Genomic DNA, 25,662 nt, shown 5'->3' on the forward strand with positions numbered 1-25,662 from the left:
AACAGGAGAATCTTATGGCTACAGGCGGATTCACTGAGAAAGCTTGATGCTTTCTCAGCTCAGCCGCCTCAAATTTTGATTTTGTAAATCAAAATTTGGCCATAAGATTCTCCTGTTTTACTGTAAGTGTTTCTAATCACACGCTGGATGCGCAGGAAACCCACATATGTCTTCCCCGCGGCTGGCTGCTCCATGCGCCTCTCAGGCTATGTGCATCCTGCGGGGAGACGGGAGCGGCGGATGGCGACTGGGTATGTGGAGGGGACAAGTTGGGGAAGTTATCGACAATATTTAACAGGAGTTTTTGATAGGGATAATTTTTAGTGTAGTTATCCACAGAGAGGGGGAATTTTTTTGATACCGGTGTGGATATGTGGTATAGTGATGGGTGTGGAAAGGTGTGTTGGACGGATGAATTATACATATATTTTGAGGTGCAGGGACGGGAGTTTGTATACGGGGTGGACGAATGATCTGGAGAAGCGGGTGAGTGATCATAATGCGGGGAAGGGGGCTAAGTATACCCGGGCCCGCAGGCCTGTGGAACTGGCTTATTTTGAGGCTTTTGAGACGAAGGAAGAGGCTATGCGGCGGGAGTATGCTATTAAGCGGCTGCCGCGGGGAAAGAAGATGGACTTGCTGGGTGAAGGGGGCGTCGTATACAGAAATGAAACGAAATAGTTACATAAAAGTATTGAGGCTGATTTTTAGTATTTGAATCTAAAAAAGAAACTATTGTTTGTATTCTTGGTACAAGAACGTCTGCGGCTCTCCTTGATATAATAGGGGTAACAAATATCAGGAGGAAGATCATGGAGATAGCAATTATTTTTTTAGGGTTGATTCTACTTATTTTTTTAGTGTTCAGGGGAGTTTCCATTTATATTGCAACACCGATATGTTCCATACTTGTTGCAATTTTGAGTGGGGTTGATTTCTTTCAGGCGTATATGACCACCTATATGGAAGGTATGGTTGGATTCGCAAAAACATATCTGCCAATGTTTATGCTGGGGGCAATCTTCGGAAAGGTCATGGAAGATTCGGGAGCTTCAAAGTCGATTGCACTTTTTATCGTCGGGAAGCTTGGAAAGGGAAAGGCTTTGCTCTCTATCGTGCTGGCAGGGGCAGTCCTGACTTATGGCGGAGTCTCTATGTTTGTTGCTTCTTTTGCACTCTATCCGCTTGCACTGGCAATATTCAGAGAGGCGAATATTTCAAGACGTCTGATACCGGCGACAATACAGGCCGGGACCTTTACATTTACCATGGTGGCACTTCCCGGTTCACCGGCAATCCAGAATATTATTCCGACGAACTATTTTGGGACAACGGCGATGGCAGCCCCTGTACTCGGAATTATCGCAGCAATTATGATGTTCGGGTTATCTATGCTGTGGCTGGGACATGCTAAAAAGCGTTATGAAAAGAAAGGGTTATTTTTTGATGAGCAGCCGGGAAAGGAACTGCCTTCCGAAAATGCGGAGAATTTACCGCATCCTCTTATTTCATTGATACCGCTTTTAACTGTACTTGTCAGCTATAATGTATTGCCGGCGCTTTTACCGGTTGGTGATTTTGTAAAGGCTAATATGATTATACCGGCACTGCTTCTTGGAAATATTGTAGGGATTCTTTTGAATCTAAAATATCTCCGCCCATTGAAAACGCTGAACGATGGTGCTACGAATTCTATTATCCCGACATTAAATACAAGTGCAATCGTTGGTTTTGGCGCGGTAATCAAAGCAGTTCCTGCTTTTGCAGCTCTTACAGACGCTATTTTCTCTGTGAATATAAGCAATCCATTGATAGCAGAGGCAATTGCTATTTATGTGATAACTGCAGCGACAGGGTCATCATCCGGGGGACTGACTATCGCCATGGATGCAATGAGCAGTAAATTCATTGATTTGTCTCAGACAACGGGAATCTCGCTGCAGACCTTCCATCGTGTTGCGGCAGTGTCATCCGCTGCATTTGACAGCCTCCCGCATAATGGCGGTGTGCTGGTACTGCTGGATCTGTCCGGATACGGGTATAAACAGATTTACTTTGATATGTTTATGGTTACGGTTATCATACCGCTGCTCACCTCATTTGTTATGGTATTCCTCGGCGGTTTGGGTGTGGTATAAACGAAAATTTAAATAGATATAAAATACATAGATCATGAGTGCGTTTCTGCAGATATTTGGCATAGAGTCCTGCAGGAACGTGCTTTTATGCATACAAAAGAAATAAAGAAACGTATCTGTCCATGGTTCGGATGGCAGGTACAGAAGTAAAATTCGTAAGAGAACAGATGAAAATAATTGATCTTTATGTGAGGGAGAGACGATATGTTAGATAAAATACTTGCTGAAAGGTTTATAGACAAGATTTCTGAATTTACAGAATACAACGTAAATATTATGAACGAAAGGGGAATTATTATTGCCAGCAAGGACAAAGAACGGATTGGAGGATTTCATGAAATTGCATATAAAATCATAACCGGAGATGAGGATATAATTATTACGGAGCATGAAGAGCATAATTATCTGGGAGTTAAATATGGCATCAACATGGCTGTTTTTTATCACCATAAGAAGATTGGTGTTATTGGAATGACAGGAAATCCTGACGAGGTTGCACCGATACTGAAGATTATGAAAATGTCGGTGGAGACCATGCTGGAATATGAATTATATAAAGAAGATATACAGCACCGGAAAAATTTGAAGGATCAGTTTCTGAACTTAATCCTTTATGGAGAAGATACAGACTTATATTCCCTGAAATACTATGCCTCACAGCTTGGGTATTCAGAAACTGCAGTCAGAATCCCCATACTGATTACAACAGACGGGAAAGTGGATACATCAGAGCTTTTGAGGAAAATAAAAGAGGGAAGCCTGCATTCTTATGAAGATATCTCTGCAGTAACAAGGGAAAAGCAGATTATCATATTTAAATGCTTTGACAGGAGCAAAATTCTTCAGGGGACATATAAGTATGTGATAGGGGAATATCTGGGTAACTTTCTGGCCTTTTTGCTGGATCGTGATATTGAATGCCACTTTTATATAGGAACCTTCCAGAATGAGCTGGAAGAATACAGAAAGGCATATCAGCAGTGCTGCTGGCTCAGGGAGAATGTAAGGGCAAAAAGCAGAGGTGTTTATTTCTATGATTATGCCGGTGAATACCTGCGTTCACTTGTGCCGTTTATGGAGCTTCATCAGATATACCATGTATTTGAAGAACTGCTGGATGAGAAAAACCAGGATGATTTTACGGAGCTTGTAGATGCTCTCGAGCGGAATAATTATAATCTGGTTGACAGCAGCAAAGAATTATTTATTCACAAGAATACACTTGTGTTCCGGTTAAATAAACTTAAGGCTATTTTCTCTATAAATCCATTGCAGAAATCTAACGAAAGAGAATTTTTAAAGTATATGTGTGAGTATTTCAGGAGAAAAAGAAATGGTTTTTAGGAAAAAATTGCGGAGGCCCGGGACAGGACCTCCGTTGTTTTATATAATATAGAAAGTCAGCTGGAATTCCCCGTAATAAAAGAATTCTGCAGATGCTTTTTTTATGGAGTGACAGGACCGAAATCTTCAAATTTCTTTTTAAGATAGAGAAGACGTCCAAAATCTGCTGCAGGAGGAAGCGTATCCGCAACGGACATAATCATATGGTCGCCCTTCCCAATAGCCTTAAGGGTTTCATCAACGATCTCATAGAATTCACGGTCGGTTGTATTGGCTGTCAAAAGCGCAGTAGACGGGACTCCGCCCCAGATTGTGATTTTATCCTGAAATACATCTCGCGTTTCCTGCAGGGAGATATTGGTCAGCGGTTTGGGGCAGATTGAATCCGCAATATCAAACCCGGCGCGGACATATTTGTCGAGAAGCATCGTATTCTCTCCATCGGTGTGCGTTGCAACAAATTTTCCAAGCGTGTGTGCCTTGTCACTTTGCTTCTTTAGGGATGGAACCACATAATCTTCGATCAGATCCGGCGTTGTAAAATTAAAATCATAGTTGGCGCCTGACAGGACAACCTCAGCGGGGCTGTTGATGGCTGCGTCGAACAATTTGTCGCAGAATGGGGTGATGCGTGCTACGAGGTTATCCATAGCCTCCTTATCATCAAATCTGGCCAGATAGAAGTCTTCAAACCCCATAAGCTCTTTGATCAAATAGTGCCCGGCGGAGGCCCACATTGCAGCGAGTGCCACTGCCACGCCGCGATCTCCTACATATTCCCTCTGGTATTGGGAAAATGCTTCATAATTGGGGATAACTTCTGCATTCTCAAAAATATAAGCCAGCGCATCATAATCTTCAATTTCTTTCAGGGCATGTTCTTTATGAGCGTATAAGGTAATACCTTCCCGGAGCATCTCGTTGGTATAGACAACTTTTGTACGGATGATGCCTCTGGGAGTATCGTAAGTGACGGTCAATTCCCCGTTGTCTTTCCGTTCCTGAGTAATTCCTACATTGTGTAACTTAACAATCCAGGGAGAAAGTTCAAGGTCATAAATCCCCAGGCCTACATGCAGGTCTTTGACGCCGCCTTTGCGCCAGCCTTTAAAGTTGGGTACAATAGAATGAAATCCAACACCCAGGTCATCTGCAAATTCCCGGAGATTAGCGTGCTTATATTCATCAGGCAATGTGTTTGTTTCTTCGTGAGCATAGAACCAGTTATCCAGACGCGGGACAAACGGCAGGGAATCAGTGGGCTCACCGCGCAGAGTGGCCAGAATTCTTTCTTTTACAGTCATTTTGTTATCCTCCTAACATATCTTTATGAACAATTTTAGTATAACAGGGGGAGTACAAAATGACATTGTGGCAGAAAGACAAAAAAGGAGGAGAAAATAGTGCTGTAAAACTGAATTTAGTCATTGAAATCCTAAGACACCATAGTGTTAACAGGGAATACAGTTATCCGTTTTTTCCTGGGAATACTTCTTCTCAAATGATCATAACGAGAGGGGGGATACAATAAAAGGTGCAGCCGGATCATAGATTTATCCAATTGCACCTTTTTTTATGTTAGAAGTAAAACAGTTGTAATATTTTAGTAATTCTCAGCTTTTCTTTCGAAGTATGCACGTGGGTGAGCACATACCGGGCAGACTTCCGGAGCTTCATCGCCCTGGTAGATATATCCGCAGTTTCCACATTTCCAGCCAAGAGGAGCCTCGTCTTTGAAGGTCTGTCCTGCACGGAAATGGTCGAGAAGTCTCTGGTAACGTTTTTCGTGAGCAGCTTCTACTTCCGCTACGCCTCTGAATTTGGAAGCCAGTTCTGTAAATCCTTCTTCTTCAGCTTCTTTTGCCATACGGGCATACATGTCTGTCCACTCGAAGTTCTCGCCTGCTGCAGCGTCTTCCAGGTTAGCTTCTACATCACCGATTCCGTGGAATTCTTTGAACCACATCTTTGCGTGTTCTTTTTCCTGGTCGGCGGTCTCCAAGAAAATGTTGGACATCTGTACATAGCCTGCTTTTCTTGCAGCAGATGCATAGTATGTATACTTGTTGCGTGCCTGTGACTCACCTGAAAATGCTTCCATAAGGTTCTGCTCTGTTTTTGTTCCTGCGTACTTTGACATAGTAAATCCTCCTTGTTTTCTTTGATATCTATATTATAACATGCGGTTTTTTTGATTCAATGAAATTAAAATAAAAAATGGTTAAATATTCCACCCCGGTAAGAGTAAATTACCTGCAGAGGAGAGGTAGTTCCTTTGCAGGCATTTACGCTTTACCGCGGGGATGACCGTCCCGGCGGTATAAATGGGTGCTTTATGAATGAATGTTGGAGTAAAATGTAAATCTAACGGGTATGTGATTAGCCAAAGTATCTCTTTAACAGGCCTTCGAATGCTTTTCCGTGGCGAGCTTCGTCTCTTGCCATCTCGTGAACTGTGTCGTGGATTGCATCCAGGTTAGCCGCTTTCGCACGCTTTGCAAGGTCAAACTTACCAGCTGTAGCGCCGTTCTCTGCGTCAACTCTCATCTCCAGGTTCTTCTTAGTGCTGTCTGTTACAACTTCGCCTAATAACTCAGCAAACTTGGAAGCGTGCTCTGCTTCTTCATAAGCAGCTTTTTCCCAGTACAGTCCGATCTCCGGATATCCTTCTCTATGAGCAACTCTTGCCATTGCAAGGTACATACCTACTTCTGAGCATTCTCCTTCGAAGTTAGCTCTTAAATCAGCGATGATGTCTTCGCTTACGCCCTGAGCTACGCCTACAACGTGCTCTGCAGCCCATTCTCTTCCGCCTGTCTGCTCTTTGAATTTCTCTGCCGGTGCTTTACAGATTGGACATTCTGCCGGTGCAGCATCTCCCTCGTGAACATAACCACATACTGTACATACAAATTTTTTCATAATTAAAATCTCCTTTTCTTTTTTATTATTTTATAATTATAGTTGCTTCCGGAGGCTTTATGCCTGCCGGTAATTTATTTTTAATATAGGAAGCAGAATATACTTCCTATATTAATCACGTGTGTCTTTTTGGTGAACTTTCTGTGTCCCCGATTACGACTTCTGGATGCAGTCACCACATTTGCCGTAAAAAACCGTAGTGCTGGATTCTATGATTCCGTCAAAGTTCTCGGCAGCAGCCTTATTGACCTCTTCAATATTCTTCATATCCAGGTCCAGATCCAGTACCCTTCTGCAGTTAGTGCAGAAAAAGTGATTGTGCGGCATGACATTACCATCAAATCTGTCGCCGCCGTCTGGCGTTGGAATCTTGATTGCTTCGCCAATATCAGTCAGCAGATTCAGATTCCTGTATACGGTACCAAGGCTGATGTTGGGAAATTCCTCCCTTACATGCAGGTAAACCGTATCGGCAGTGGGATGGTCCTTCGTCATCATCAGATACTTCTTGATGGATTCACGTTGCCGACTATATTTCAAAGCTGCCAATGTAGACCTCCTTTCAATGTATAAATCAATAATAGTAATTGTTACTGTGATTAGAATATAATACATTTTCCAAAAAAAGTCAACAGTTTTACATAAAAAAACTAAAAAAGTTTTTTGTCGGCGTATAGAAATGATTTCCTGTAACATAAAAATTCTCTTAAACATTAAAATAGAAGGAATAGAGTTGATAAAATGTTACAAAATAATTAACAAATATAGAGAAACTATATTGTAAAAAAGTGGAATTTTAGGACTTATGTCGAAGTATGTAAAATGAAAATAACGCAAAACGGTTGACACAATGATAAGGGGTTGCTATAATAGGATCGTAACAAATTTAACAATTGTGTAACATTTAGAACTTCCTACAAAAGATAAAAACACTTACAAGGAGGTTTTATATGAAAGCAATACGTATGAAGCAGAAATTGATTCTTTCTGCTTTAGCAGGAGCGATTATGGTTCCGGGGAGTGCAATCACGGTAAGGGCGGCAGATAATTCTACTGAGAATACGCCGGTCATCCCGGTTGCAGGAATCGAATCGGCAGTAAAAGAATGTTACCAGTCAGAGGTCAAAAATAACGTTGATCTGTATTTGGTACAAAATAACGAGGGTGAGTATTTGAATATGGCATTTTCTAATGTGAGTGATTATGCTTACATTAGAAATGCCCCGGACGAAACAAGCGACTGGGTCGGTAAGCTGTACAGCGATTCATCGGCCGAGGTGCTTGAATATAATGGAGACTGGACAAAGATACGGTCCGGTTCCGTAGAAGGTTACGTGCCTGCAGACAGCCTGTATACAGGCAAGGAAGCCGAGAAGAATGCAGGAAATTACGAACAGCATAATGCAACGGTAACAGCAGATGTGCTGAATGTAAGAGACGGCCAGAGTACCGATTCCAACATCCTGACAAGGATTCTGTCAGGTCAGCAGTATGAGGTGACCGGTGCAGCCGTAAATGGCTGGTATCCGGTTCAGGTTAACGGTACTACAGGCTGGGTATGCGGCGATTATGTAAATGTCGAGAAACAGTTTACCTATGCCGAGTCTAAAGCAGAAGAAACCGAGCGCGTGGCCGCAGAAGAGGCCGCAAAGAAGCAGGAAGTCCAGGAGGCGGCTGCGATGAAGGTGCAGTCATCAAGTGGACAGGCAGTGATTGATTATGCCTGCCAGTTTATCGGGAACCCCTACGTATGGGGGGGCACGAGTCTGACAGACGGAGCTGACTGCTCAGGGTTCGTGCAATCGGTATACGCACATTTTGGGATCAGCCTTCCGCGTACGACATGGGATATGGAATCAGTAGGGACACCTGTAAGTTATGAGCAGGCAATACCGGGAGATATTGTATTATATGACGGTCATGTGGGATTATATATGGGAGACGGCAACATCGTTAATGCGATGAATGAGGCAGACGGCATTGGAATCTGCAGCGCCACCTATACACCGATCGTTACAATACGAAGAGTAATGTAATAAGAGTATTATAATTATAAGGATTTTGATAAAAAAACTACACTTCAAAAACGCCGGAATTTGAAGTGTAGTTTTTTGTTAGACATTTTGGCATCAGATATCAAAAAAACACGAATTTTGAGGGAAATGTGAAAAGGATGGCATATACAAAATGCACAAAAATGTAAAATCGTGTCGAAACTTTGGGAAAGGTAGTTTTCAACTTATCCACACTCTAAACTCGAAAAAACGTGGAAAAATCTAGTTTTTATAAAAGTTATACACATTATCCACATAAAAACATGTGTTTTTGGTGAATTACTTTTCTAAAAAAAAGAACGAACGTTTTGTTAAGTTATGATGAATTTGATTTTTTGTCGAAAAAAATCGGTAAAATTATTGACTTTTGAGAAGTCAAAAATTGAAAATAATTGTGCGAACAATTCAGAAAATAACTATGAAGTGTGCCGGATTTTTATAAGGAATTTATATATTAGACGGTTGATTATTTAAAAAATAGGGATTATAATAAAAAGCACTGAATAATAAAGGAGGAAATAGAAATGGGACAGATTTCTAAAAGTACCACTATTGGTGAATTATTACAGGTTTACCCTGATGCAGCGCCTATTTTAATGGAGATAGGAATGCATTGCCTCGGCTGCCCGTCAGCACAGATGGAATCCCTGGAAGAAGCTGCTATGGTTCACGGCATTGATTCAGATCTGCTTGTAGAAAAGATTAACGCTTCGATTAAAGCAGCAAACATGTAATATACGTCTATATGCGGACAAGCCCGCATAAAAACCCCCGCAGTTCCTTACGGTCCTGCGGGGGTTTTTTTGTGTAATCAGATAGCTGCCAGATTCTGTACTGCATCTGCGGATACCATAATATCGCAGTGTTCTTCCAGAAATGCGAGTGTAGCGCCGGAAGCCTTTTCGATGGTACCATACTCGGAAAGCATGTTGCATATCTTGTTGAATTCATTATTCGAGTGGTCGGACTGAGTCAGAGCAAGTATATATAATGAATTCTCCGTGTCATGGTAAAGTGTATTAGAACCGTGGTATACAGGCTCAAGAAGATGGGCAACCTGAATTACCCGGTCCATACTGTCGAATGAAAACAGGCGTACATTGAAGAGTGCAGGTGCATCCGGTTCGGTGTCGGCATTGCCGGTGTCGGATGCAGCTTCTTTTACCTTGTTCAGCAGATTCAGAAATTCTTCCGCCCCTTCCAGTTTTTCCAGAGCCTCTGCTGTGTTAGCTGCATCGGCTTCGCCAAGTGGCGTGAACTTGGAAAATCTCGTATCTAATTCCTCCGGGTCCTCTACCTTTGTAATGATCAAAACGATAGAGTCCGCAGAAGCAGGTATAGCTTCTATCATCAAAGGGATGTCTTCTGCTTCAAAGCCAAAGTCGAAAGAGGCCTGCTGCATCATGTCTCTGAACAAAGACTTAGCTTTTTCCGTGCCGTAGGCCAGCTCACTCAGTTTGAGATGCCTTGCCGCCAGATCGGCGTGTGTCAGGGTACAGCGAATCTGATTGTCATTCAGTTTTTCGATTTTCATATAATCACATCCTTACGAATTGGAATTTTAAAAAAAAATCTATCTTCTCACTATTAGTATAAACAAAATCAAAAAATATGTAAAGAAAAACTATAAAGAGTTTATACTACTTTAGTACCATGCACTCCGCTGCACGGCATCGGAGCCAATAAAGTGATGGTCTCAGACAGGTCTCAAGCGCATCTCAGGCACGCATAATCGGTATGTTCCGGCGTTATCAACAAATGTGGACGGCTTATAAACAATAAACACATTGAAATAGAAACATGTGCTCTTTATAATGGCAGATACAGAAGATAGTATTCCAGGATAAATATATGTTTATACGAAAGGAGGAATACAATTTATTGGGACTTTTTTTTAGTCATAAAGGAAATCCTATCTAAATGTACTTCCGGATCCGTTTCAGATGATGCCTTTTAAAGCATCACAGAAGGATGCCGGAATATATTTCAGGAAAGTCACATGTCCCATTCGGGGACGAACTTATCAGAGATACAAAAAGAGGAGGGAACTGTGGGTTCGTACTATCTTCCCTACTGCGAAAGTCCGGCGGTACGTCACGATGCCTTCGGCATATGGAATAAGCAGGCAGTGAATTATATTTATCCGAATCCGCAGGGAAAGGAGTGAACCATGGAAATTGGTGATACAGCTCATTTATACAGGGATCTGTACACGGAGCTGGAAAATTATGAAAAGCACGGTGTGAGCATGCTTATGAATGGCTGCCAGGTCAGCCCGCTGCAGATTGTGACAGCGCATATGATCCGCGAAGAAGGGTGCTATATGCGGGATTACGTTTTGGATCCGAAAGGATACATAGAATCACTCGCTTTTGTAAATATTAATGGCAACAATTAGGCAGAGAATCCCCTCATTCTGCCGGACACCCGGTGCTGCAGAATGTGCCCGGGCATACGTCTAAAAATTTTCTAAAAAGACGAATTACTAATGACGTATGAAAAAAATATGGTATAATAAGGTCTAATAGGAGGTGCGGCATGGACGAAAGAGAAAAAAGAGCTGAGTATGCCCGAAGGCGCAGCCAGCAAAATGCACAGAGAAGACGCCCAGCCAGCAGTGACCAGAGACCGGGGAGTTCAAGACCAGTAAGTACCGGGCCAGGCGGCCAGGGACCAAGGAGAAAGAGCAGCCGGGCAAGGAGAAGAAGACGTAATCTCATCATAAGGATGATCCTTATGATTGTTCTGGTTATTATAGCATTAGGCGGATTCGTATTCTGGAAAAAATACGGCTCATCAAAAGAGAAGGCCGATTTGAAACAATATTATGGGATACAGAATAACGATGATCTAGCGGTGGTAGTAGATGACCAGATCATGGGTGCCCGTGATACCGGGACCGGGGAGAGCAGCCCTGCGGGTGGAAAGCTGTACGATGGTATTCCCTATGTGGAATATTCCGTAGTACGTAATTATATCAACGAGAGGTTTTACTGGGATTCTAATGAGAATATCCTGCTCTATACCCTTCCGGGCGGCAGCGTATCTGTAAATGTCGGCAGCAAAGAGTATACCGATGTTCAGGAAAAGAAGAGCGAAGACTATGTAATTCTGAAGACAGAAGGTAAGACTGCCTATATTGCACTCGCATTTATACAGCAGTATACCAATATGGAATATAAAGTATATAAAGATCCGGACAAGGCTGTGATAGACTGCAGCTGGGGCGAGCAGAGCGTGTCAGAGCTGAAGAGAGATACTCAGGTCAGATACCAGGGCGGTGTAAAAAGCCCGATCCTGGCAGAAGTGAAGAAGTCAGAGAAAGTCAGGATACTGGAAGACGAGAATGACTGGATGAAAGTCCGTACCAGTGACGGAGTGATCGGTTATGTTAAGACAAGTTCACTGAAGAAGATTACAAAAGAGACGAAGTCCAGGGATTTCCAGGAGCCGGATTATACGAATATTTCCACAGGATACACGATTAATATGGCATGGCACAATGTAGAGAATGACACGGCCAATGGCTATGTTCTTGAGACAATTGCCAATACAAAGGGACTGACAACGATTGCACCGACATGGTTCAACATTACTGACACAGACGGTAATATATCATCGCTTGCCAATTCCGAGTATGTGAATTATGCACACCAGTCCAATATTGACGTATGGGCTGTGTTAAGAGATTTTCATGGTGGTATCAGCTCCTACGATGAAACCTACGCGGTTTTAAGTTACACCTCTAAGAGAGCGAACCTGATCAACCAGGTAATAGCAGCCGCGCTGCAGTCAGGAATTGACGGCATCAATCTGGATTTTGAGCTGATTTCCGAGGAATGCGGAGAGCATTATATACAGTTTGTACGCGAGTTGTCTGTAAAGTGCAGACAGAACGGCCTGGTATTTTCCGTGGATAATTATGTCCCAATGCCGTACAATGAGCACTACAATCTGGCAGAACAGGCAATTGTAGCAGATTACGTTATTATTATGGGATATGATGAGCATACAGAGGGCTCCTATGAAGCAGGTTCGGTGGCATCTTATAATTATGTGAAGGACGGAATCGAGAATGCACTGAAGATCGTTCCGAATACCAAGCTTGTGAATGCAATTCCATTCTACACAAGGCTGTGGCTGGAGACTCCTAAGACAACAGCGGAACTGGAGGAGGAAGCAGGCACAGAGGCGGCAGAATATCCAAATAAAGTATCCAGTACGGCCATGGGTATGGACGAGGCGAATGAGACGTTACAGACAGCCGGAGTACAGGCTGAATGGGATGACAAGACGAAGCAGAATTATGCCCAGTGGGATACCGATAACGGGACTTATAAGATATGGCTTGAGGACAGCCAGTCCATCGAAGAGAAGCTGAAGCTGATTAAGAGCAATAATCTGGCCGGAGTAGCTGAGTGGCGGCTTGGCTTGGAAAATTCAGGGATCTGGGATCTGATCCTTCAATATGTAAACTAGCGCATCAAAAAATAAGAGCAGTTTCATAGCCAGTTAATACCCAGCAATCTGGAACGACATCTTGCAACAAGCAATTTTCAAACACGCTCTGGTGCATACTACAGAAATATGAAAGAAACATCCTTTTTCTGCATATACATAGGAATAGTATATGAGAAAGGGGATGTTTTTTTGCGCCGTAAAATAGGAATACTGGGGCTTCTGATTCTGCTTGTGTGCGCAGTGATAGGAAGCCAGAAGGCCGGAGAATACCTGTACAAAAATTATGTGGGAAGCGACACCAAAGAGACAGCGGCAGAGGCAAAGCAGGGAGAAAAGCCGGTGATTGTCATAGATGCCGGACATGGAGGTTCGGATCCTGGTAAAGTAGGTGTGAACAAAGCGCTGGAAAAGGATGTGAACCTGGCTATTGCAAATAAGGTGAAATCCCTCATGGAAAAGCAGGGAGTCAAGGTTATTATGACCCGCGAAGATGAGAATGGGATTGCAAATTCAAAAGCAGAGGATATGAAAGAGCGGGTAGCGATTATTAACAGGGAAAAGCCGGTTCTGGCGGTAAGCATACACCAGAATAGCTACGGAGGAGAAAGCATACATGGTGCCCAGGTATTTTACTATACGCATTCCAAAGGAGGAGAGAAGGCAGCGGGCATCATGCAGGAGGCCCTTCTGGCCGCTGATCCGGACAATACCAGGCAGGCAAAGGCAAACGATACATATTATATGCTGAAAAAGACAGAGGTTCCCGTCATTATTGTGGAATGCGGTTTTCTGAGCAATTACGAGGAAGCAGAAAAACTGGTTAACGAGGAGTACCAGGATGCACTGGCTGAGGCGGTCTGCGCGGGCATTTTGAAATGTCTCGAATAGAGCGGCATCTAATTTTGTGAAAGAGAGTTTTTTTTTAGGTTGATTAATGGTATAATGGAGCCTATGAAAACTATAATTAAAAAAGTGGATAAGAATCAGATAGACAAAGAAGTGATACTGGAAGCAGGGGAAGTTCTGAAAAATGGCGGACTTGTTGCATTTCCAACAGAGACGGTCTATGGGCTGGGAGCAAATGCACTGGATGAGGAGGCAGCAAAAAAAACTTATGCAGCCAAAGGGCGCCCGTCAGACAATCCTCTGATCGTGCATATTGCAGATTTGCAGGCACTTGATGAGATTACGGAGAATGTGCCGCCTGAGACAGAGGAGCTGGCATTTCATTTCTGGCCGGGTCCTCTGACTATGATCTTTGAAAAAAGCGATATTGTACCTCTTGGTACGACAGGCGGACTGGGGACGGTTGCTGTCCGCATGCCTAGCGACCTGATAGCAAGGGAACTGATCCTTGCTGCAGGAGGCTACGTGTCAGCGCCCAGTGCGAACACGTCCGGCCGTCCCAGCCCTACAACGGCACAGCATGTGGCGGAGGATCTGGACGGAAAGATCGATATGATCCTGGACGGAGGAAGCGTGGATATCGGCCTGGAATCTACCATTCTGGATATGACGGTCACACCGCCCATGATTCTGCGTCCGGGGGCCATTACAGCAGATATGCTGGAAGAAGTGATCGGTACGGTCAGTGTGGATGAGACCATACTTGGAAGTGAGAGTACACAGGCACCCAAGGCCCCGGGTATGAAGTACCGCCATTATGCGCCGAAGGCCAGGCTGATGATCGTGGAGGGCACTCTGAGAGAGGAAGTGTTTGCGATCCGGCAGCTGGCATATGAAGCACACCGCCAAGGGCGGAAAGCAGGAATTATTGCTACAAATGAGACGATGCCTTTTTATACCTATGGCCTGATAAAAAATATTGGATCCCGCGATAATGAGAAGACAATCGCCAGAAACCTTTATGCGGTACTCCGGGAATTTGATGAGGAAGACGTTGCCGAGATATTCAGTGAGTCTTTTGCTGCGCAGGGAATCGGCAAGGCGATCATGAACCGTCTGGAAAAAGCGGCCGGACATGTGCTGCTTCCCGCGGGTGCAATCGCCAGGCAGCAGCAATACAGGCGCATTATATTTTTAAGCAATACCGACACCAGCAGAGGGCCCATGGCAGCAGAGCTGCTGAGGAGCCAGGATCTAGAGCAGGAGTATAACATAGACTCACGCGGTCTTGTTGTGCTTTTTCCTGAGCCTGCCAATCAGAAGGCTGAGGCAATTATGAAGAGCGGGCAGATGACCCTGGAAGGACATTCTTCCATCCCGTTATCAGAGCAGGATCTGCAGGAGGACACTCTGGTTCTGACAATGGACGAAAGCCAGAAATGGAAAGTCGTTTCTGAGTATGAGAACATAAAAAATGTGTATACTCTAAATGAGTTCACTGAGGACAGTACAGAGATACCAAATCCGTATGGACAGCCATTGACTGCATACGGAGAATGTTATGAAATAATTTCGATGTTAATAAAAAAATTAACAAATAAACTTAATGCACTTACTAAAGGAGGAGAATGATGTCAGAAGTACACATTATGGATCATCCATTGATTCAGCACAAAATCAGCTATATTCGAAACGAAGAGGTGGGGACAAAAGAATTCCGGGAGGTCGTCGGAGAAATTGCCGGTCTTATGTGCTATGAAGCAACGCGGGATCTGAAGCTTCAGGACGTTAAGATTAAAACACCGATCTGTGAGACTACCGGGAAGGAACTGACCGGTAAGAAGCTGGCTGTAGTGCCGATTCTGCGTGCAGGCCTGGGAATGGTGGACGGGATGCTTTCCCTGATACCTGCTGCAAAAGTGGGGCATATCGGCCTCTACCGTGACCCGGAGACATTTGAACCGGTGGAATATTACTGCAAACTTCCTGCAGACTGTGATGAGAGGGAGGTCTTTGTTGTGGACCCCATGCTGGCAACAGGCGGTTCCAGTACGGCTGCGATTCAGATGCTGAAGGACAAAGGCGTGAAAAGAATTCGTTTTATGTGTATTATAGCAGCTCCGGAAGGCGTGGCAAGAATGCAGAAGGAACACCCGGATGTGGATCTTTACATCGGTGCTCTGGATGAACACCTGAACGAGCATAAATATATTGTACCTGGTCTGGGAGATGCTGGGGACCGTATTTTCGGAACCAAATAACAGCGATAAGAGCGAAAGGAGCGGATGGACATGCCAGATAAAAGAAAGGATTATCTTTCCTGGGATGAATACTTTATGGGAGTGGCAATGCTTTCGGGCATGCGCTCAAAGGATCCTAACACACAGGTGGGGTGCTGCATCGTCAGCCCTGATAATAAGATATTGTCCATGGGATATAACGGATTTCCGATCGGGTGTTCAGACGATGAATTTCCGTGGGCAAGAGAAGGGGATGACCCTTTGGAGACGAAGTATGTATACTCCACTCACAGTGAATTGAATGCTATCCTGAACTACAATGGCGGGAGCCTGGCAGGGGCCAAGCTGTATGTCTCTCTGTTTCCGTGCAATGAGTGTGCAAAAGCGATCATACAGTCGGGAATAAAAGAAGTAATCTATGACTGTGATAAATATGCCGATACTCCTGCGGTGCTGGCTTCCAAACGGATGATGGATGCAGCGGGCGTGCGGTACCACCAGTACCACAGAACCAGCCGGGAGGTGCGGATTACGCTGTAGGGGGGCGCCCGGCGGAAGCCTTTGCGTGCCTCCCACGGGATGCGCAGGCCGTTTTATTATACGGTCCGCTTGCTAAACAACAGTAAAGAGAAAAAGAGCAGAATTGCAGGACACCGGAAGCATTCACTGCCTAAGCTGATACTTAGGCAGCTCAGGCTTCCTTGGAAACTGATTCGGAGATCAGTATCCAGTCCTGCAATTCTGCTCTTTTCCTCTTAACTGTCGTTAAGCGCGCTCTATGCATAATAAAACGGCCTGCGCATCCCGTGGGAGGCACGCAAAGGCTTCCGCCTCGCTGGGGGACTCTAATCGGGAGGAGAGATGGTATGAGGTGTAAGTTGGAGGGGAATTCAGGGGAATATTTTGTCACGGATTTGAATAGGATATCATATATGCTGATCCGGAGGATGTGTGAGTATGGAAGGTAATAAATGGGGGAATATGGTTGTGAATTTTGTGATCCGTGCTATTTTGGGCATGGGGCTGATTTATTTTATTAATCAGTATCTGCTTCCGGGGGATAATGCTTTGAATGTGGGGCTGAATGCAGTTTCCTTTTTGACAACCGGAAGCCTTGGGATTCCTGGGGTCTGCCTGCTTTATGGGATTTTGTTTTACCAAAATTTGTAAGTATTTCACAAAAAATATTTTATTTTGATAGAGGTATGGACAATTTAGAAATCTGTGTTTATAATACGATTCACCAGCAGTTGTTCGAGCTGCTGTTATCATTCAGGTACCGGATCTGTGTACCGGATGTATCTAGGGTTGGGGTAATGAACTAACCATCATGTAAGAATCATGCTGCAGATTCGCAGCAATATTTTCAGGCATTTTTTTATAATTGAAAAGGAGGGACAAGTTGCATCCAAAGAATTTTGTGATTTGGGATGCGGAGCAGGAGTATGCGAAGAACCTTATGAAGGCCATTGGTTCTCACAGGGAGCTGGGGTTTCAGATGCACCTTTTTCAGGATACAGAGCATCTTGAGGCATTTTCACAGCAGAAACAGGTCCACATCCTGCTGCTTGGGGAAGAATACCCGCCCGAACAGCGGCAGCAGATTAACGCGGAGAAGCGTTATGTATTGATCAAAGCAGGAGACAGTGAACTTCTGCCGGAGGAAAAGGGCATCTTTAAGTATCAATCCTCTGATATGATCCTGAACAGTATTTTGGAAGAAGTCGTGGAGGGGGAAGCAATTCCGGGAAGATTCAAGGGCATGGGCAAAGGACAGCTGATTGGGGTTTACTCTCCCGTCCATCGGATCGGAAAGACAAAGTTTGCGCTGGAACTGGGGAAGGAACTGGCAAGGGAGGCACCGGTTCTGTATCTGAACCTGGAGGATTATTCGGGGGGAAGCTTTTATTTTCCGGATAATACAGAGCATAATCTTACGGATCTTTTATATTATGTCAGGCAGGACAATGGGAACATTGGGTTAAGAATAAGCGCCATGGCAGGCCGGGCAGGGGCACTGGACTATATCTCTCCGATGCCGGTGATGCAGGATATGAGGGCGGTCGAGGAGTCGGAGTGGCTCAGGCTGTTTGAAGCGATTTTTGAAAATTCTATTTATAAATCCGTGATTCTGGACCTGGGAGAAGGGGTTAGCGGTCTGTACCGGATTCTGAGGGAATGCCAGACTGTTTATACCCTTTATGCGGACGATCCGGCCTCAGCAGCGAAGCTGGCACAGTATACGGAGAATCTGCGCAGGACCGGCTTTGAGGACGTGCTGGAACATACAGTGAAGAAGCGGGTCAAAGGGAAGGCGGGTGAAGGCGTATAGAGCAGTTGGAACAGATGTATGACAGAGTGCTGCGTGAGATGGATATGGGCCGTGAGATGGAGGATGAAGAACTGCAGGAGCTTATACATTCCGTGCTCAATGAGGCAGGGGGCGAGAGCTATATCCCATTACAGGAAAAGATACGCCTGAGCAGAGAACTGTTCAATGCATTCAGAAAGCTGGACATCCTTCAGGATCTGATTGAGGATGAAGATGTTACCGAGATTATGATCAACGGGACGGAGCATATCTTTCTGGAAAAAGAGGGGCGGATATACGAATCGGACAGGCATTTCCTTTCCCCTGGGAAACTGGAGGATGTAATCCAGCAGATTGTGGCAGGAACGAACCGGTATGTAAATGAAGCCTCTCCCATTGTAGATGCCAGGCTGGAGGATGGCTCCCGGGTAAATGTAGTATTAAAGCCCGTGGCACTCAACGGCCCTATTATGACCATCCGGAAGTTTCCAAAGGAGCAGGTGACAATGGAGCAGTTGATTGCCTGGGGAAGTATCAGCAGTGAAGCCGCAGAGTTTTTAAAGCTCCTGGTGTGCTCCAGATATAATATCTTTGTCAGCGGTGGGACGGGATCCGGGAAAACGACGATACTGAATGCGCTGTCTGATTATATACCAAAGGATGAACGGCTGATTACCATTGAGGATAATGCGGAACTGCAGATAAAAGGGGTCCCCAATCTGGTCAGGCTGGAAGCCAGGAATGCCAATCTGGAGGGAGCAGGGGCGGTGACCATACGGGATCTGATTAAGTCAGCGCTGAGAATGCGGCCGGACAGAATTCTGGTCGGGGAGGTCAGAGGTGAGGAAACTGTAGACATGATTTCCTCCGCCATGCTGAACGGACACAGCGGTTCTATGTCCACTGGCCATGCAAATAATCCGGTGGATATGCTGCACAGGCTGGAGACCATGATGATGATGGGGATTGATATGCCTTTTACCGCTATCCAGCGGCAGGTGGCTTCCGCCATTGATATCATCATCCACCTGGGGCGGCTGAGGGACAAGAGCAGGAAAGTAATGGAGATAGCAGAAGTGCTTGGATATGAAGATGGTGCTGTACAGATACAGACACTTTATGAATACGAGGAGGAGGGATCAGAGGATGGCAAAGTTAAGGGAAGGCTTGTGAAAGTGGAAGAGCTTGCTAACAGAGAAAAACTGCTGGCAGCAGGATATACGTTATGAGGATTATCTCAAAGCTTTTGTAAAAGGAATTATGCTGTTGGGTATGACCGCATATCTGTTTTATGATTCATGGATCGCGGCGCTGGTGTTTATTCCCGCATTATATATCTATCTTATTTTATGGAAAGCAAGAGTGTGTCGGGAGAAAGAACAGGAGTTTCGAGAACAGTTTCGGGTCAGTATTCAGACTATGGCTTCTGCATTGAATATAGGGTATTCGGTGGAGAATGCAGTGCGTGAGACAGCCCGGGACCTGAAGCCGCTGTTCAGACGGGACAGCAGAATACGGAAGGAATTTGAAAGGATGATCCATCAGCTGGATATTAACCAGCCCGTGGAACAGGTCATGAGTGAGCTGGCAGACAGAGTCAGCCAGGAGGATGTAGAGAATTTTGTGATTGTATTTTCTGCGGCAAAGAGAACCGGCGGGGACAGCATCTCTATTCTGAGAAGTGCTGTGCGGGATATCAGCGATAAGATCGAGGCTGAAAAAGAGATTCAGACACTTCTGGCTTCCAAAAAACTGGAGTTTAAGGTAATGTGCATCATACCGTTTGGCATTCTCTTTTATATGCGACTGGCATTTCCTGAATTTATGCAGGTGCTTTACGGGAACCTGGCAGGGGCCGCACTGATGACGGTATGTCTGGGGATATATGCGGCTGCTTACCGGATGGGAGAAAAGCTGGTGGAGATTGAGGTATAGAGATGAATAAGTGGAGTTCGGTATACGGAAGAATGGGTATCGTGTTTTTATCGGCAAGTGCAGTATCACTTCTTGTACTTTTTGCAGACAACAGGCGGATGCCGGAAAAAAATGCAGAGGGAAAAAGTGTGCTCATCCGCGGTACACATGGTGAGGGGAGTAAAAAAGTGGAACTGGAGGCTCAGATAGATGGGGACAGGGAGCCGCTGTCCATACAGGTAGATGAACAGCAGTATCAGAAAGAGAAACTGCCGGAGGTCTTTGAAGAAGCCGGTGAAAGTCTGGAAAAGGCCATACTGGGAGATAACGTAAGTCTGGACGAAGTCAGGCATGACCTGAATCTGGTGGATCAGGTGCCTGATACGGGAATCAGGGTGTCCTGGGAGTCGGATAATTACGAGATTGTCAATCTGCTGGGCGAATTACAGACCGAACATCTGCAGGAGGAAGGAACACTGGTTGAACTGCATGCGGTTCTTTCGTATGGCGGGGAGGAAGCCGTGCATACCTTCTGTGTAAATGTATTTCCTCCGGAGCTGAGTGAAAAAGAGCAGAAGATGCAGAAATTACGGAATGTATTGCAGACCGCGGAAAAGGATACTGCTGAAGAAGAATATCTGGTTCTGCCGGACAGCCTGGACGGAAGTAAAATCGTATGGAAATATCCGGCAGAGTCCCGTGCAGCGGGCCTGTTTGTTCTGGGCATTGTGGCGGCGGGAGCTGTATTTTTTCTGGACAGGCAGAAACACAAACAGGTGCTGGCTGACCGGAAAAAGCAGCTGGCCGCAGACTATCCCCAGCTTATCAGCCAGTTTACTCTGTTTTTAGGTGCAGGAATGAGCGTGCGCAGGGCATGGTTCAAGATGGCGGAGGAGTATGAAAAGAGGCGGGACAGAAAAGGTCCACGGATTGCATATGAGGAGATGTCCTACACGATGCACGAGATCCAGGGCGGTGTCTCGGAGGGAGAATGTTATGAGAGATTTGGCAGCAGATGCGGGCTGCCGGCATACCGCAGATTTGGTGCGCTTCTGTCTCAAAACCTGCGGAAAGGCGGCAGAGGGCTCAATGAACTGCTCAGGAAAGAGGCGGCGGATGCGTTTGAGGACAGAAAAAAGCAGGCCAGAAAGCTGGGGGAGGAGGCCGGGACAAAGTTGTTGGGGCCGATGTTCCTTATGTTGGCCGTAGTGCTGATTATTATTGTAGTCCCGGCATTTTTCAGTATACAGATCTGATCTGAAAGGAGGAAACAGATGAAAAAAATTGGACAGATAGTAAAAGTTCATTTACGTACAGGAATAACGGCGATTAGACAGAAAGTGATCATGGTAAAAGCAGTTTTGTGTGATTCTGGGGGGCTGTCAGTTGTCGAACTGATTTTAATTTTAGTGGTAATCATAGCCCTGGTTCTGATATTTAAGACACAGCTTATCAGCCTTGTGAACTCTATTTTTGAAAAGATTACAAGTGAAAGTTCGGGGATATAAAGTGAAGCGCGGTGAAATAACAGCGTTTCTGAGCCTTATTTTTGTTCTGCTTATTTCATTTATCGCAGCGCTTCTGGAAAGTACGGTTATCCAGGTGAGCAAAAATCAGAAGCGGCTGGATGCCGACCGGGCCGTCTTTTCCATATTTGGAGAATATAGCAGAGATTTGCTGGAAGAATATGAGATTCTGGCGATTGATGGAAGTTACGGTACGGGTTCTTATGAAGAAAAAAATCTGACAGACCGTATGCATTATTACGGTACAGGCGGCATGGAACATGATATCCAGGGAATTCAGTATCTTACAGACAGAAACGGAAGTGCATTTAAAGAGCAGGCGCTTGAATTTATGGAACAGGCATACGGGATTGCAGCAGTGCGTGAACTGGCGGGGCGGACAGGCTTATGGGAGGAACAGGAAATACAGGGAGAGGAGGCAGACAGGCAGGATTCGAAGATAAATACCGAGTTGGAAGAAATTCTGGCGGACAGTGAGAATCCCCTGCCCGATGAGGAGAATCCCCTGCCTCATATAGCCGAATTAAAAACATCGGGTATACTTCAGCTTGTGCTGCCTCAGGATTACCAGATATCAGACAGACAGATTGCTCCGGGGGAGCAGGCCAGTGGAAGGAATCTGCGATCCGGCAGAGGGAGTTTTTATATAAGACAGGGGATGGATGGTATTGAAGAACGTCTGCTGTTCCATGAGTATCTGATTAAAAAGTTCGGGAGTGCAGTTTCTGGTAAAGGTGAGAACCGCAATCTTTCCTATGAGCTGGAATATATGCTTTCAGGGCGGTCATCAGATTGTGAGAATCTGGAGGCTGTAGTGAAAAAGCTGTTGGGAATGAGGCTTGGAATTAATTATCTTTATCTGCAGACCGATTCTGCAAAACAGGCGGAGGCAGAGGCTCTGGCATTGAGCCTGTCAACACTTGCGGCGCTCCCCGCAGTTTCAGGAATCGTAAAGCAGGCACTGCTTGCGGCCTGGGCGTTTGGAGAGAGTATGATGGACCTGCGCTCTTTACTGTCAGGAAAAAAGGCTGCGCTGATAAAAAACAGTACCAACTGGCAGCTTTCGCTATCTTCTCTTATGACACTGGGAACGGGGGAAGACATACAGGAGGGAGCAGATGCAGATGGTGGGCTTACCTATACGGACTATCTGAGAATTCTTTTGTTTCTAAAAGATGAAGATACTCTTGTTATGAAGGCTCTGGACCGGGTGGAACAAAACATGAGATCAGAAAAAGGAAATACATCTTTTTGCATAGATTCCTGCACTGTAAGGCTAAGAGTGCAGAACAGGGCAGTCATACGTGAGGGGCTGAATTACCAGTTCCCGTTATATTTCGGATATGAATAAAATATTGAACCCAATGCAGATGCCCTTTCTTCTAATCCTGCCGGCGCATCCCTTCCGGCGGGGAGATACATCCCAAATAAAAAAATATTAAGAAAGGAAAAACTGCGATGACACAATCAAATGAACACCCATCCAACTCGAACAAAGAAGGGGCATCTGCATTGGGTTCAAAAGCAAGTGTTACAGTAGAGGCGGCGCTGGCGATTCCGATATTTTTATTCGCCGTACTAAGCCTTATATATATGCTGGAGATACAATCGGTGAGGACATGTATCCGCAGTGCTGCACAGAGCGCTGCAAAAACGGCGGCAGAAGATACGGTTATGCTGCCCGTCGTGAACATCGTAAAATTCAGGCAGGATATGATAGAAGCGGCGGGAGCAGACCGGCTGGACCGGAGTATTCTGGCCGGGGGCAGTTTGGGCCTAAACTGCAGCAGGACGTATATGTCTCTTATTACAGGGGAAATACACGTCTCTGTAGGATATTCTGTAAGGCTGCCATTTCCCAAATTTGCGAATCTTACGGCAAAATTCAGCGAAGAAATGAAAGTAAAGGCATGGACGGGGTATTCGAAAAGAGACGGGAATTCCGATGATGAGCAGATTGTATACATCACGGATACAGCTCTGGTTTACCATGAGGATTATCAGTGCACCTATCTGCAGCTGTCCGTAAGGTTTGTTCCGTACTCTGAACTTTCAGGAATCCGCAACGAGGACGGAGGACGGTATCATAAATGCGATAAATGTGTTCATGGAGATGCCTTTGCCGGAGTATATATTACCAGCACAGGCGGAAAGTATCACAATTCATTAAGCTGCAGCGGACTAAAAAGGACCATACATGCGGTGAAAAAATCAGAAGTGGGAGTGAGAGGAGGATGCAGCAGATGTTCGAAGTAGGAAGAGTTTGGTGTGGTGTATATTTATGTATCTTGTCAATTATGGATATATGGATTAAAAGGGTTCCCCTTTGGTTTCTTGGAGCAGGAGGCGCAGCGGCTGCCGCAGTCCGCATCTGCCAGGAGGGAGCTTTGGACTTTCCTGCATTGTCAGGAGCGATTCTGGGTGTAGTGTTTTTAGGAGTGAGCAAAGTGACAAAAGAGGGAATTGGGTACGGAGACAGTCTGCTGATTCTGATTATGGGGATATATCTGGGAATCTGGAACCTGCTTGGAATACTGGCTGGCGCCTTTATATTGTCGGCGTTGTTTGCGGTTGTTTTTCTGGTATACAGAGGTTTTGACAGAAAGGCGGGATATCCATTTATCCCGTTTTTGCTGGTATCCTATTTTGTATGGATATGTGCGGGATAGAACGGCTGGAGGAAGATGGGATAATGCAGATGAAAAAAACGCTGAAAGGGAGTGTGACCGTTGAGATGGCATATATACTTCCCCTTATAATTTTTATGATTCTTTTTACTATATATATCGTGTTTTATTACCATGATAAAAATATCCTGTTGGGTGCAGCAGCGGAAACGGCGGTACTGGCGGCTCAGACTGAGCGGCAACAGGGACAGGAAGTGCCGGATCTGCAAAGTTTTTACAGGGAACGCGCAGCGGGAAAACTGATCTGGCTGAAGCTGACCGGAGTAGAAGTTGATCTGGATGACAAGTGGGTCAGCATTACTGCACGGGCCGGCAAGGGCAGGATGCGTGTACAGGCCGTACAAAAAACCAAGATACCGGAACCGGAGAAAAAAATAAGAAAAAAGAGATTATTGGAGTCTCTGACAGAACAGGAGGAATAGCGGTTTATGAAAACAGGTTATGAAAAAGAATTGAACAGGGTAAGCCTGCACATAGATATCCCCCGTTTATATGAGGAGAATTATCAGATACATATGCTCAGGGAAAATAAAATTCCCGGCCTGCTTGAGATATCAGGGTGCGGTATGGATGGAAAGAGCAGATACAGTTATATTGTGACAGGACTGATGTCCATGAAGTCTGTATATGAGGCGGCATCAATTAAAAAGGAGGATATGCTGTGCTTTGTAAACCGGCTGATGGAAGTGGTAAAGGCTCTTCGGCGATTTATGCTTAACCCGGACGGGCTTTTACTCTATCCGGAATTTATGTTTTATGGAGAGGAAACATGGTTTTTCTGTTACCTCCCGGGACGGAAAAAATCTCTCTGCGAGGCATTTCATGTTATAACGGAATATTTTGTGCGGAAACTGGATTATGAAGATACTGAAGGAATTATGCTGTCATATGAGCTTCATAAAGCGACTCTGCAGGAGAATTATGACCTTGAGAAAATCATGGATGACTATCGTCTGCATGAAGAAAAAAGACACGGTACAGAGCTGAAAAGTGAGGTGGTCCGCGAAAGTGAAACCCGGCTTCCGCAGGAGCATCTGTTTTCTCTTGAGGAAGAGGCGTATGAGCCTGTAGCTGATGTAGAGACAATACGGGAGATGGGAGGACGCTGGAAGCCCTGGAAGAAGACGGCAGACAGATTAAAAAAGGCTAGGTGGGGCAGCTGGAAGGATCTGATTCTTGAAACTGATGGACAGGAGGGCGAGGAACTATTATAATATAG

The 25,662-nt window shown here is 45.1% G+C and carries 27 protein-coding genes; 22 read left to right on the plus strand and 5 right to left on the minus strand.

The window, feature by feature from the left end:
• Positions 1–411 precede the first annotated feature (411 nt).
• The 3 genes from HMPREF0240_RS16495 (at position 412) to HMPREF0240_RS16505 (ending at position 3,482) form a co-directional block, all read left to right on the plus strand.
• On the plus strand, positions 412–681 hold the full coding sequence (locus tag HMPREF0240_RS16495) for a GIY-YIG nuclease family protein (protein ID WP_009004549.1): 270 nt from the start codon (positions 412–414) through the stop codon (positions 679–681).
• Between the two features lie 131 nt (positions 682–812).
• The gene (locus HMPREF0240_RS16500) at positions 813–2,138 is read left to right on the plus strand and encodes a GntP family permease (protein WP_035313889.1); all 1,326 of its coding nucleotides are present in this window, start codon (positions 813–815) and stop codon (positions 2,136–2,138) included.
• A 204-nt stretch (positions 2,139–2,342) separates the two neighbouring features.
• On the plus strand, positions 2,343–3,482 hold the full coding sequence (locus HMPREF0240_RS16505; protein ID WP_009004551.1) for a sugar diacid recognition domain-containing protein: 1,140 nt from the start codon (positions 2,343–2,345) through the stop codon (positions 3,480–3,482).
• A gap of 101 nt (positions 3,483–3,583) precedes the next feature.
• On the opposite strand, the gene HMPREF0240_RS16510 is transcribed toward HMPREF0240_RS16505, so the two are convergent.
• The 4 genes from HMPREF0240_RS16510 to HMPREF0240_RS16525 all read right to left on the minus strand — a co-directional run bounded on the left by HMPREF0240_RS16510 (position 3,584) and on the right by HMPREF0240_RS16525 (position 6,953).
• Positions 3,584–4,786: a uroporphyrinogen decarboxylase family protein gene (locus HMPREF0240_RS16510; RefSeq protein WP_009004552.1), complete on the minus strand. Its 1,203-nt coding sequence runs from the start codon at positions 4,784–4,786 to the stop codon at positions 3,584–3,586.
• Positions 4,787–5,085: 299 nt separating this feature from the next.
• Positions 5,086–5,622 carry a rubrerythrin gene (gene rbr, locus HMPREF0240_RS16515; RefSeq protein ID WP_009004553.1) on the minus strand — a complete coding sequence of 179 codons (537 nt, stop codon included), beginning with the start codon at positions 5,620–5,622 and terminating at the stop codon, positions 5,086–5,088.
• A gap of 239 nt (positions 5,623–5,861) precedes the next feature.
• Positions 5,862–6,404: an NADH peroxidase gene (locus HMPREF0240_RS16520; protein ID WP_009004554.1), complete on the minus strand. Its 543-nt coding sequence runs from the start codon at positions 6,402–6,404 to the stop codon at positions 5,862–5,864.
• Between the two features lie 153 nt (positions 6,405–6,557).
• Positions 6,558–6,953 carry a transcriptional repressor gene (locus HMPREF0240_RS16525; protein WP_009004555.1) on the minus strand — a complete coding sequence of 132 codons (396 nt, stop codon included), beginning with the start codon at positions 6,951–6,953 and terminating at the stop codon, positions 6,558–6,560.
• A 401-nt stretch (positions 6,954–7,354) separates the two neighbouring features.
• On the opposite strand from HMPREF0240_RS16525, the gene HMPREF0240_RS16530 reads away from it, so the two are divergent.
• Both HMPREF0240_RS16530 and HMPREF0240_RS16535 read left to right on the plus strand, forming a co-directional pair.
• On the plus strand, positions 7,355–8,440 hold the full coding sequence (locus HMPREF0240_RS16530; RefSeq protein ID WP_009004556.1) for an SH3 domain-containing protein: 1,086 nt from the start codon (positions 7,355–7,357) through the stop codon (positions 8,438–8,440).
• Between the two features lie 542 nt (positions 8,441–8,982).
• Positions 8,983–9,192, plus strand: coding sequence for a DUF1858 domain-containing protein (locus HMPREF0240_RS16535; protein ID WP_009004557.1), 210 nt, complete (start codon positions 8,983–8,985; stop codon positions 9,190–9,192).
• Between the two features lie 77 nt (positions 9,193–9,269).
• On the opposite strand, the gene HMPREF0240_RS16540 is transcribed toward HMPREF0240_RS16535, so the two are convergent.
• Entirely contained in the window at positions 9,270–9,992 is a 723-nt protein-coding gene (locus HMPREF0240_RS16540) for an adaptor protein MecA (protein WP_009004558.1), read from the minus strand.
• A 636-nt stretch (positions 9,993–10,628) separates the two neighbouring features.
• Between HMPREF0240_RS16540 and HMPREF0240_RS16545 the strand changes: the two genes are divergently transcribed.
• The 17 genes from HMPREF0240_RS16545 to HMPREF0240_RS16625 all read left to right on the plus strand — a co-directional run bounded on the left by HMPREF0240_RS16545 (position 10,629) and on the right by HMPREF0240_RS16625 (position 25,657).
• Positions 10,629–10,856, plus strand: a complete 228-nt coding sequence (locus tag HMPREF0240_RS16545; RefSeq protein WP_009004560.1) for a hypothetical protein — start codon at positions 10,629–10,631, stop codon at positions 10,854–10,856.
• 140 nt (positions 10,857–10,996) lie between these two features.
• Complete coding sequence (locus HMPREF0240_RS16550) at positions 10,997–12,937, plus strand: glycosyl hydrolase family 18 protein (protein ID WP_009004561.1); 1,941 nt, start codon at positions 10,997–10,999, stop codon at positions 12,935–12,937.
• A gap of 171 nt (positions 12,938–13,108) precedes the next feature.
• On the plus strand, positions 13,109–13,807 hold the full coding sequence (locus tag HMPREF0240_RS16555; protein WP_035313967.1) for an N-acetylmuramoyl-L-alanine amidase: 699 nt from the start codon (positions 13,109–13,111) through the stop codon (positions 13,805–13,807).
• 63 nt (positions 13,808–13,870) lie between these two features.
• Positions 13,871–15,397, plus strand: coding sequence for an L-threonylcarbamoyladenylate synthase (locus HMPREF0240_RS16560; RefSeq protein WP_035313969.1), 1,527 nt, complete (start codon positions 13,871–13,873; stop codon positions 15,395–15,397).
• Positions 15,397–16,026, plus strand: a complete 630-nt coding sequence (gene upp / locus HMPREF0240_RS16565) for a uracil phosphoribosyltransferase (protein ID WP_009004564.1) — start codon at positions 15,397–15,399, stop codon at positions 16,024–16,026. The genes HMPREF0240_RS16560 and upp overlap by 1 nt, the downstream gene beginning before the upstream one ends.
• 24 nt (positions 16,027–16,050) lie before the next feature.
• Entirely contained in the window at positions 16,051–16,545 is a 495-nt protein-coding gene (locus tag HMPREF0240_RS16570; protein WP_347462628.1) for a dCMP deaminase family protein, read from the plus strand.
• A 417-nt stretch (positions 16,546–16,962) separates the two neighbouring features.
• Positions 16,963–17,175, plus strand: coding sequence for a pro-sigmaK processing inhibitor BofA family protein (locus HMPREF0240_RS16575; protein ID WP_009004566.1), 213 nt, complete (start codon positions 16,963–16,965; stop codon positions 17,173–17,175).
• A gap of 232 nt (positions 17,176–17,407) precedes the next feature.
• Positions 17,408–18,337 carry a hypothetical protein gene (locus HMPREF0240_RS16580; RefSeq protein ID WP_035313892.1) on the plus strand — a complete coding sequence of 310 codons (930 nt, stop codon included), beginning with the start codon at positions 17,408–17,410 and terminating at the stop codon, positions 18,335–18,337.
• 14 nt (positions 18,338–18,351) lie between these two features.
• A complete protein-coding gene (locus tag HMPREF0240_RS16585) occupies positions 18,352–19,545 on the plus strand; it encodes a CpaF family protein (RefSeq protein WP_035313894.1) in 1,194 nt (397 codons plus the stop codon).
• The gene (locus HMPREF0240_RS16590; protein ID WP_035313896.1) at positions 19,502–20,251 is read left to right on the plus strand and encodes a type II secretion system F family protein; all 750 of its coding nucleotides are present in this window, start codon (positions 19,502–19,504) and stop codon (positions 20,249–20,251) included. The genes HMPREF0240_RS16585 and HMPREF0240_RS16590 overlap by 44 nt, the downstream gene beginning before the upstream one ends.
• 2 nt (positions 20,252–20,253) lie before the next feature.
• Positions 20,254–21,486, plus strand: coding sequence for an immunoglobulin-like domain-containing protein (locus HMPREF0240_RS16595; protein WP_009004570.1), 1,233 nt, complete (start codon positions 20,254–20,256; stop codon positions 21,484–21,486).
• A gap of 18 nt (positions 21,487–21,504) precedes the next feature.
• Positions 21,505–21,738 carry a Flp1 family type IVb pilin gene (locus tag HMPREF0240_RS16600; protein WP_009004571.1) on the plus strand — a complete coding sequence of 78 codons (234 nt, stop codon included), beginning with the start codon at positions 21,505–21,507 and terminating at the stop codon, positions 21,736–21,738.
• A gap of 1 nt (position 21,739) precedes the next feature.
• Positions 21,740–23,107, plus strand: coding sequence for a DUF5702 domain-containing protein (locus HMPREF0240_RS16605; RefSeq protein WP_035313898.1), 1,368 nt, complete (start codon positions 21,740–21,742; stop codon positions 23,105–23,107).
• Between the two features lie 107 nt (positions 23,108–23,214).
• Positions 23,215–24,012 (plus strand): hypothetical protein, encoded by a 798-nt coding sequence (locus tag HMPREF0240_RS16610; protein ID WP_009004573.1) that lies wholly within the window; start codon positions 23,215–23,217, stop codon positions 24,010–24,012.
• A complete protein-coding gene (locus HMPREF0240_RS24720; RefSeq protein WP_035313900.1) occupies positions 24,000–24,425 on the plus strand; it encodes a hypothetical protein in 426 nt (141 codons plus the stop codon). Before HMPREF0240_RS16610 ends, HMPREF0240_RS24720 begins: the two co-directional genes overlap by 13 nt.
• A 23-nt stretch (positions 24,426–24,448) precedes the next feature.
• Positions 24,449–24,865 (plus strand): TadE family protein, encoded by a 417-nt coding sequence (locus HMPREF0240_RS16620; RefSeq protein WP_035313902.1) that lies wholly within the window; start codon positions 24,449–24,451, stop codon positions 24,863–24,865.
• A 6-nt stretch (positions 24,866–24,871) separates the two neighbouring features.
• The gene (locus tag HMPREF0240_RS16625; protein WP_009004576.1) at positions 24,872–25,657 is read left to right on the plus strand and encodes a DUF6382 domain-containing protein; all 786 of its coding nucleotides are present in this window, start codon (positions 24,872–24,874) and stop codon (positions 25,655–25,657) included.
• The last annotated feature ends 5 nt before the right edge of the window (positions 25,658–25,662 follow it).

This window comes from Clostridium sp. D5 (genome assembly GCF_000190355.1).
Lineage (GTDB): Bacteria > Bacillota > Clostridia > Lachnospirales > Lachnospiraceae > Faecalicatena > Faecalicatena fissicatena_A.

What these genes read in the sequence shown, in the direction of transcription:
- HMPREF0240_RS16510 (WP_009004552.1), bottom strand. Translation starts at nt 4,786, where the DNA reads ATGACTGTAAAAGAAAGAATTCTGGCCACTCTGCGCGGTGAGCCCACT.
- HMPREF0240_RS16610 (WP_009004573.1), top strand. Translation starts at nt 23,215, where the DNA reads ATGACACAATCAAATGAACACCCATCCAACTCGAACAAAGAAGGGGCA.
- HMPREF0240_RS16600 (WP_009004571.1), top strand. Translation starts at nt 21,505, where the DNA reads ATGAAAAAAATTGGACAGATAGTAAAAGTTCATTTACGTACAGGAATA.
- HMPREF0240_RS16585 (WP_035313894.1), top strand. Translation starts at nt 18,352, where the DNA reads ATGTATGACAGAGTGCTGCGTGAGATGGATATGGGCCGTGAGATGGAG.
- upp (WP_009004564.1), top strand. Translation starts at nt 15,397, where the DNA reads ATGTCAGAAGTACACATTATGGATCATCCATTGATTCAGCACAAAATC.
- HMPREF0240_RS16520 (WP_009004554.1), bottom strand. Translation starts at nt 6,404, where the DNA reads ATGAAAAAATTTGTATGTACAGTATGTGGTTATGTTCACGAGGGAGAT.
- HMPREF0240_RS16595 (WP_009004570.1), top strand. Translation starts at nt 20,254, where the DNA reads ATGAATAAGTGGAGTTCGGTATACGGAAGAATGGGTATCGTGTTTTTA.
- HMPREF0240_RS16545 (WP_009004560.1), top strand. Translation starts at nt 10,629, where the DNA reads ATGGAAATTGGTGATACAGCTCATTTATACAGGGATCTGTACACGGAG.
- HMPREF0240_RS16500 (WP_035313889.1), top strand. Translation starts at nt 813, where the DNA reads ATGGAGATAGCAATTATTTTTTTAGGGTTGATTCTACTTATTTTTTTA.
- HMPREF0240_RS16560 (WP_035313969.1), top strand. Translation starts at nt 13,871, where the DNA reads ATGAAAACTATAATTAAAAAAGTGGATAAGAATCAGATAGACAAAGAA.
- rbr (WP_009004553.1), bottom strand. Translation starts at nt 5,622, where the DNA reads ATGTCAAAGTACGCAGGAACAAAAACAGAGCAGAACCTTATGGAAGCA.
- HMPREF0240_RS16535 (WP_009004557.1), top strand. Translation starts at nt 8,983, where the DNA reads ATGGGACAGATTTCTAAAAGTACCACTATTGGTGAATTATTACAGGTT.
- HMPREF0240_RS16575 (WP_009004566.1), top strand. Translation starts at nt 16,963, where the DNA reads ATGGAAGGTAATAAATGGGGGAATATGGTTGTGAATTTTGTGATCCGT.
- HMPREF0240_RS16530 (WP_009004556.1), top strand. Translation starts at nt 7,355, where the DNA reads ATGAAAGCAATACGTATGAAGCAGAAATTGATTCTTTCTGCTTTAGCA.
- HMPREF0240_RS16625 (WP_009004576.1), top strand. Translation starts at nt 24,872, where the DNA reads ATGAAAACAGGTTATGAAAAAGAATTGAACAGGGTAAGCCTGCACATA.
- HMPREF0240_RS16620 (WP_035313902.1), top strand. Translation starts at nt 24,449, where the DNA reads ATGCAGATGAAAAAAACGCTGAAAGGGAGTGTGACCGTTGAGATGGCA.
- HMPREF0240_RS16505 (WP_009004551.1), top strand. Translation starts at nt 2,343, where the DNA reads ATGTTAGATAAAATACTTGCTGAAAGGTTTATAGACAAGATTTCTGAA.
- HMPREF0240_RS16550 (WP_009004561.1), top strand. Translation starts at nt 10,997, where the DNA reads ATGGACGAAAGAGAAAAAAGAGCTGAGTATGCCCGAAGGCGCAGCCAG.
- HMPREF0240_RS16495 (WP_009004549.1), top strand. Translation starts at nt 412, where the DNA reads ATGAATTATACATATATTTTGAGGTGCAGGGACGGGAGTTTGTATACG.
- HMPREF0240_RS16540 (WP_009004558.1), bottom strand. Translation starts at nt 9,992, where the DNA reads ATGAAAATCGAAAAACTGAATGACAATCAGATTCGCTGTACCCTGACA.
- HMPREF0240_RS16570 (WP_347462628.1), top strand. Translation starts at nt 16,051, where the DNA reads ATGGACATGCCAGATAAAAGAAAGGATTATCTTTCCTGGGATGAATAC.
- HMPREF0240_RS24720 (WP_035313900.1), top strand. Translation starts at nt 24,000, where the DNA reads ATGTTCGAAGTAGGAAGAGTTTGGTGTGGTGTATATTTATGTATCTTG.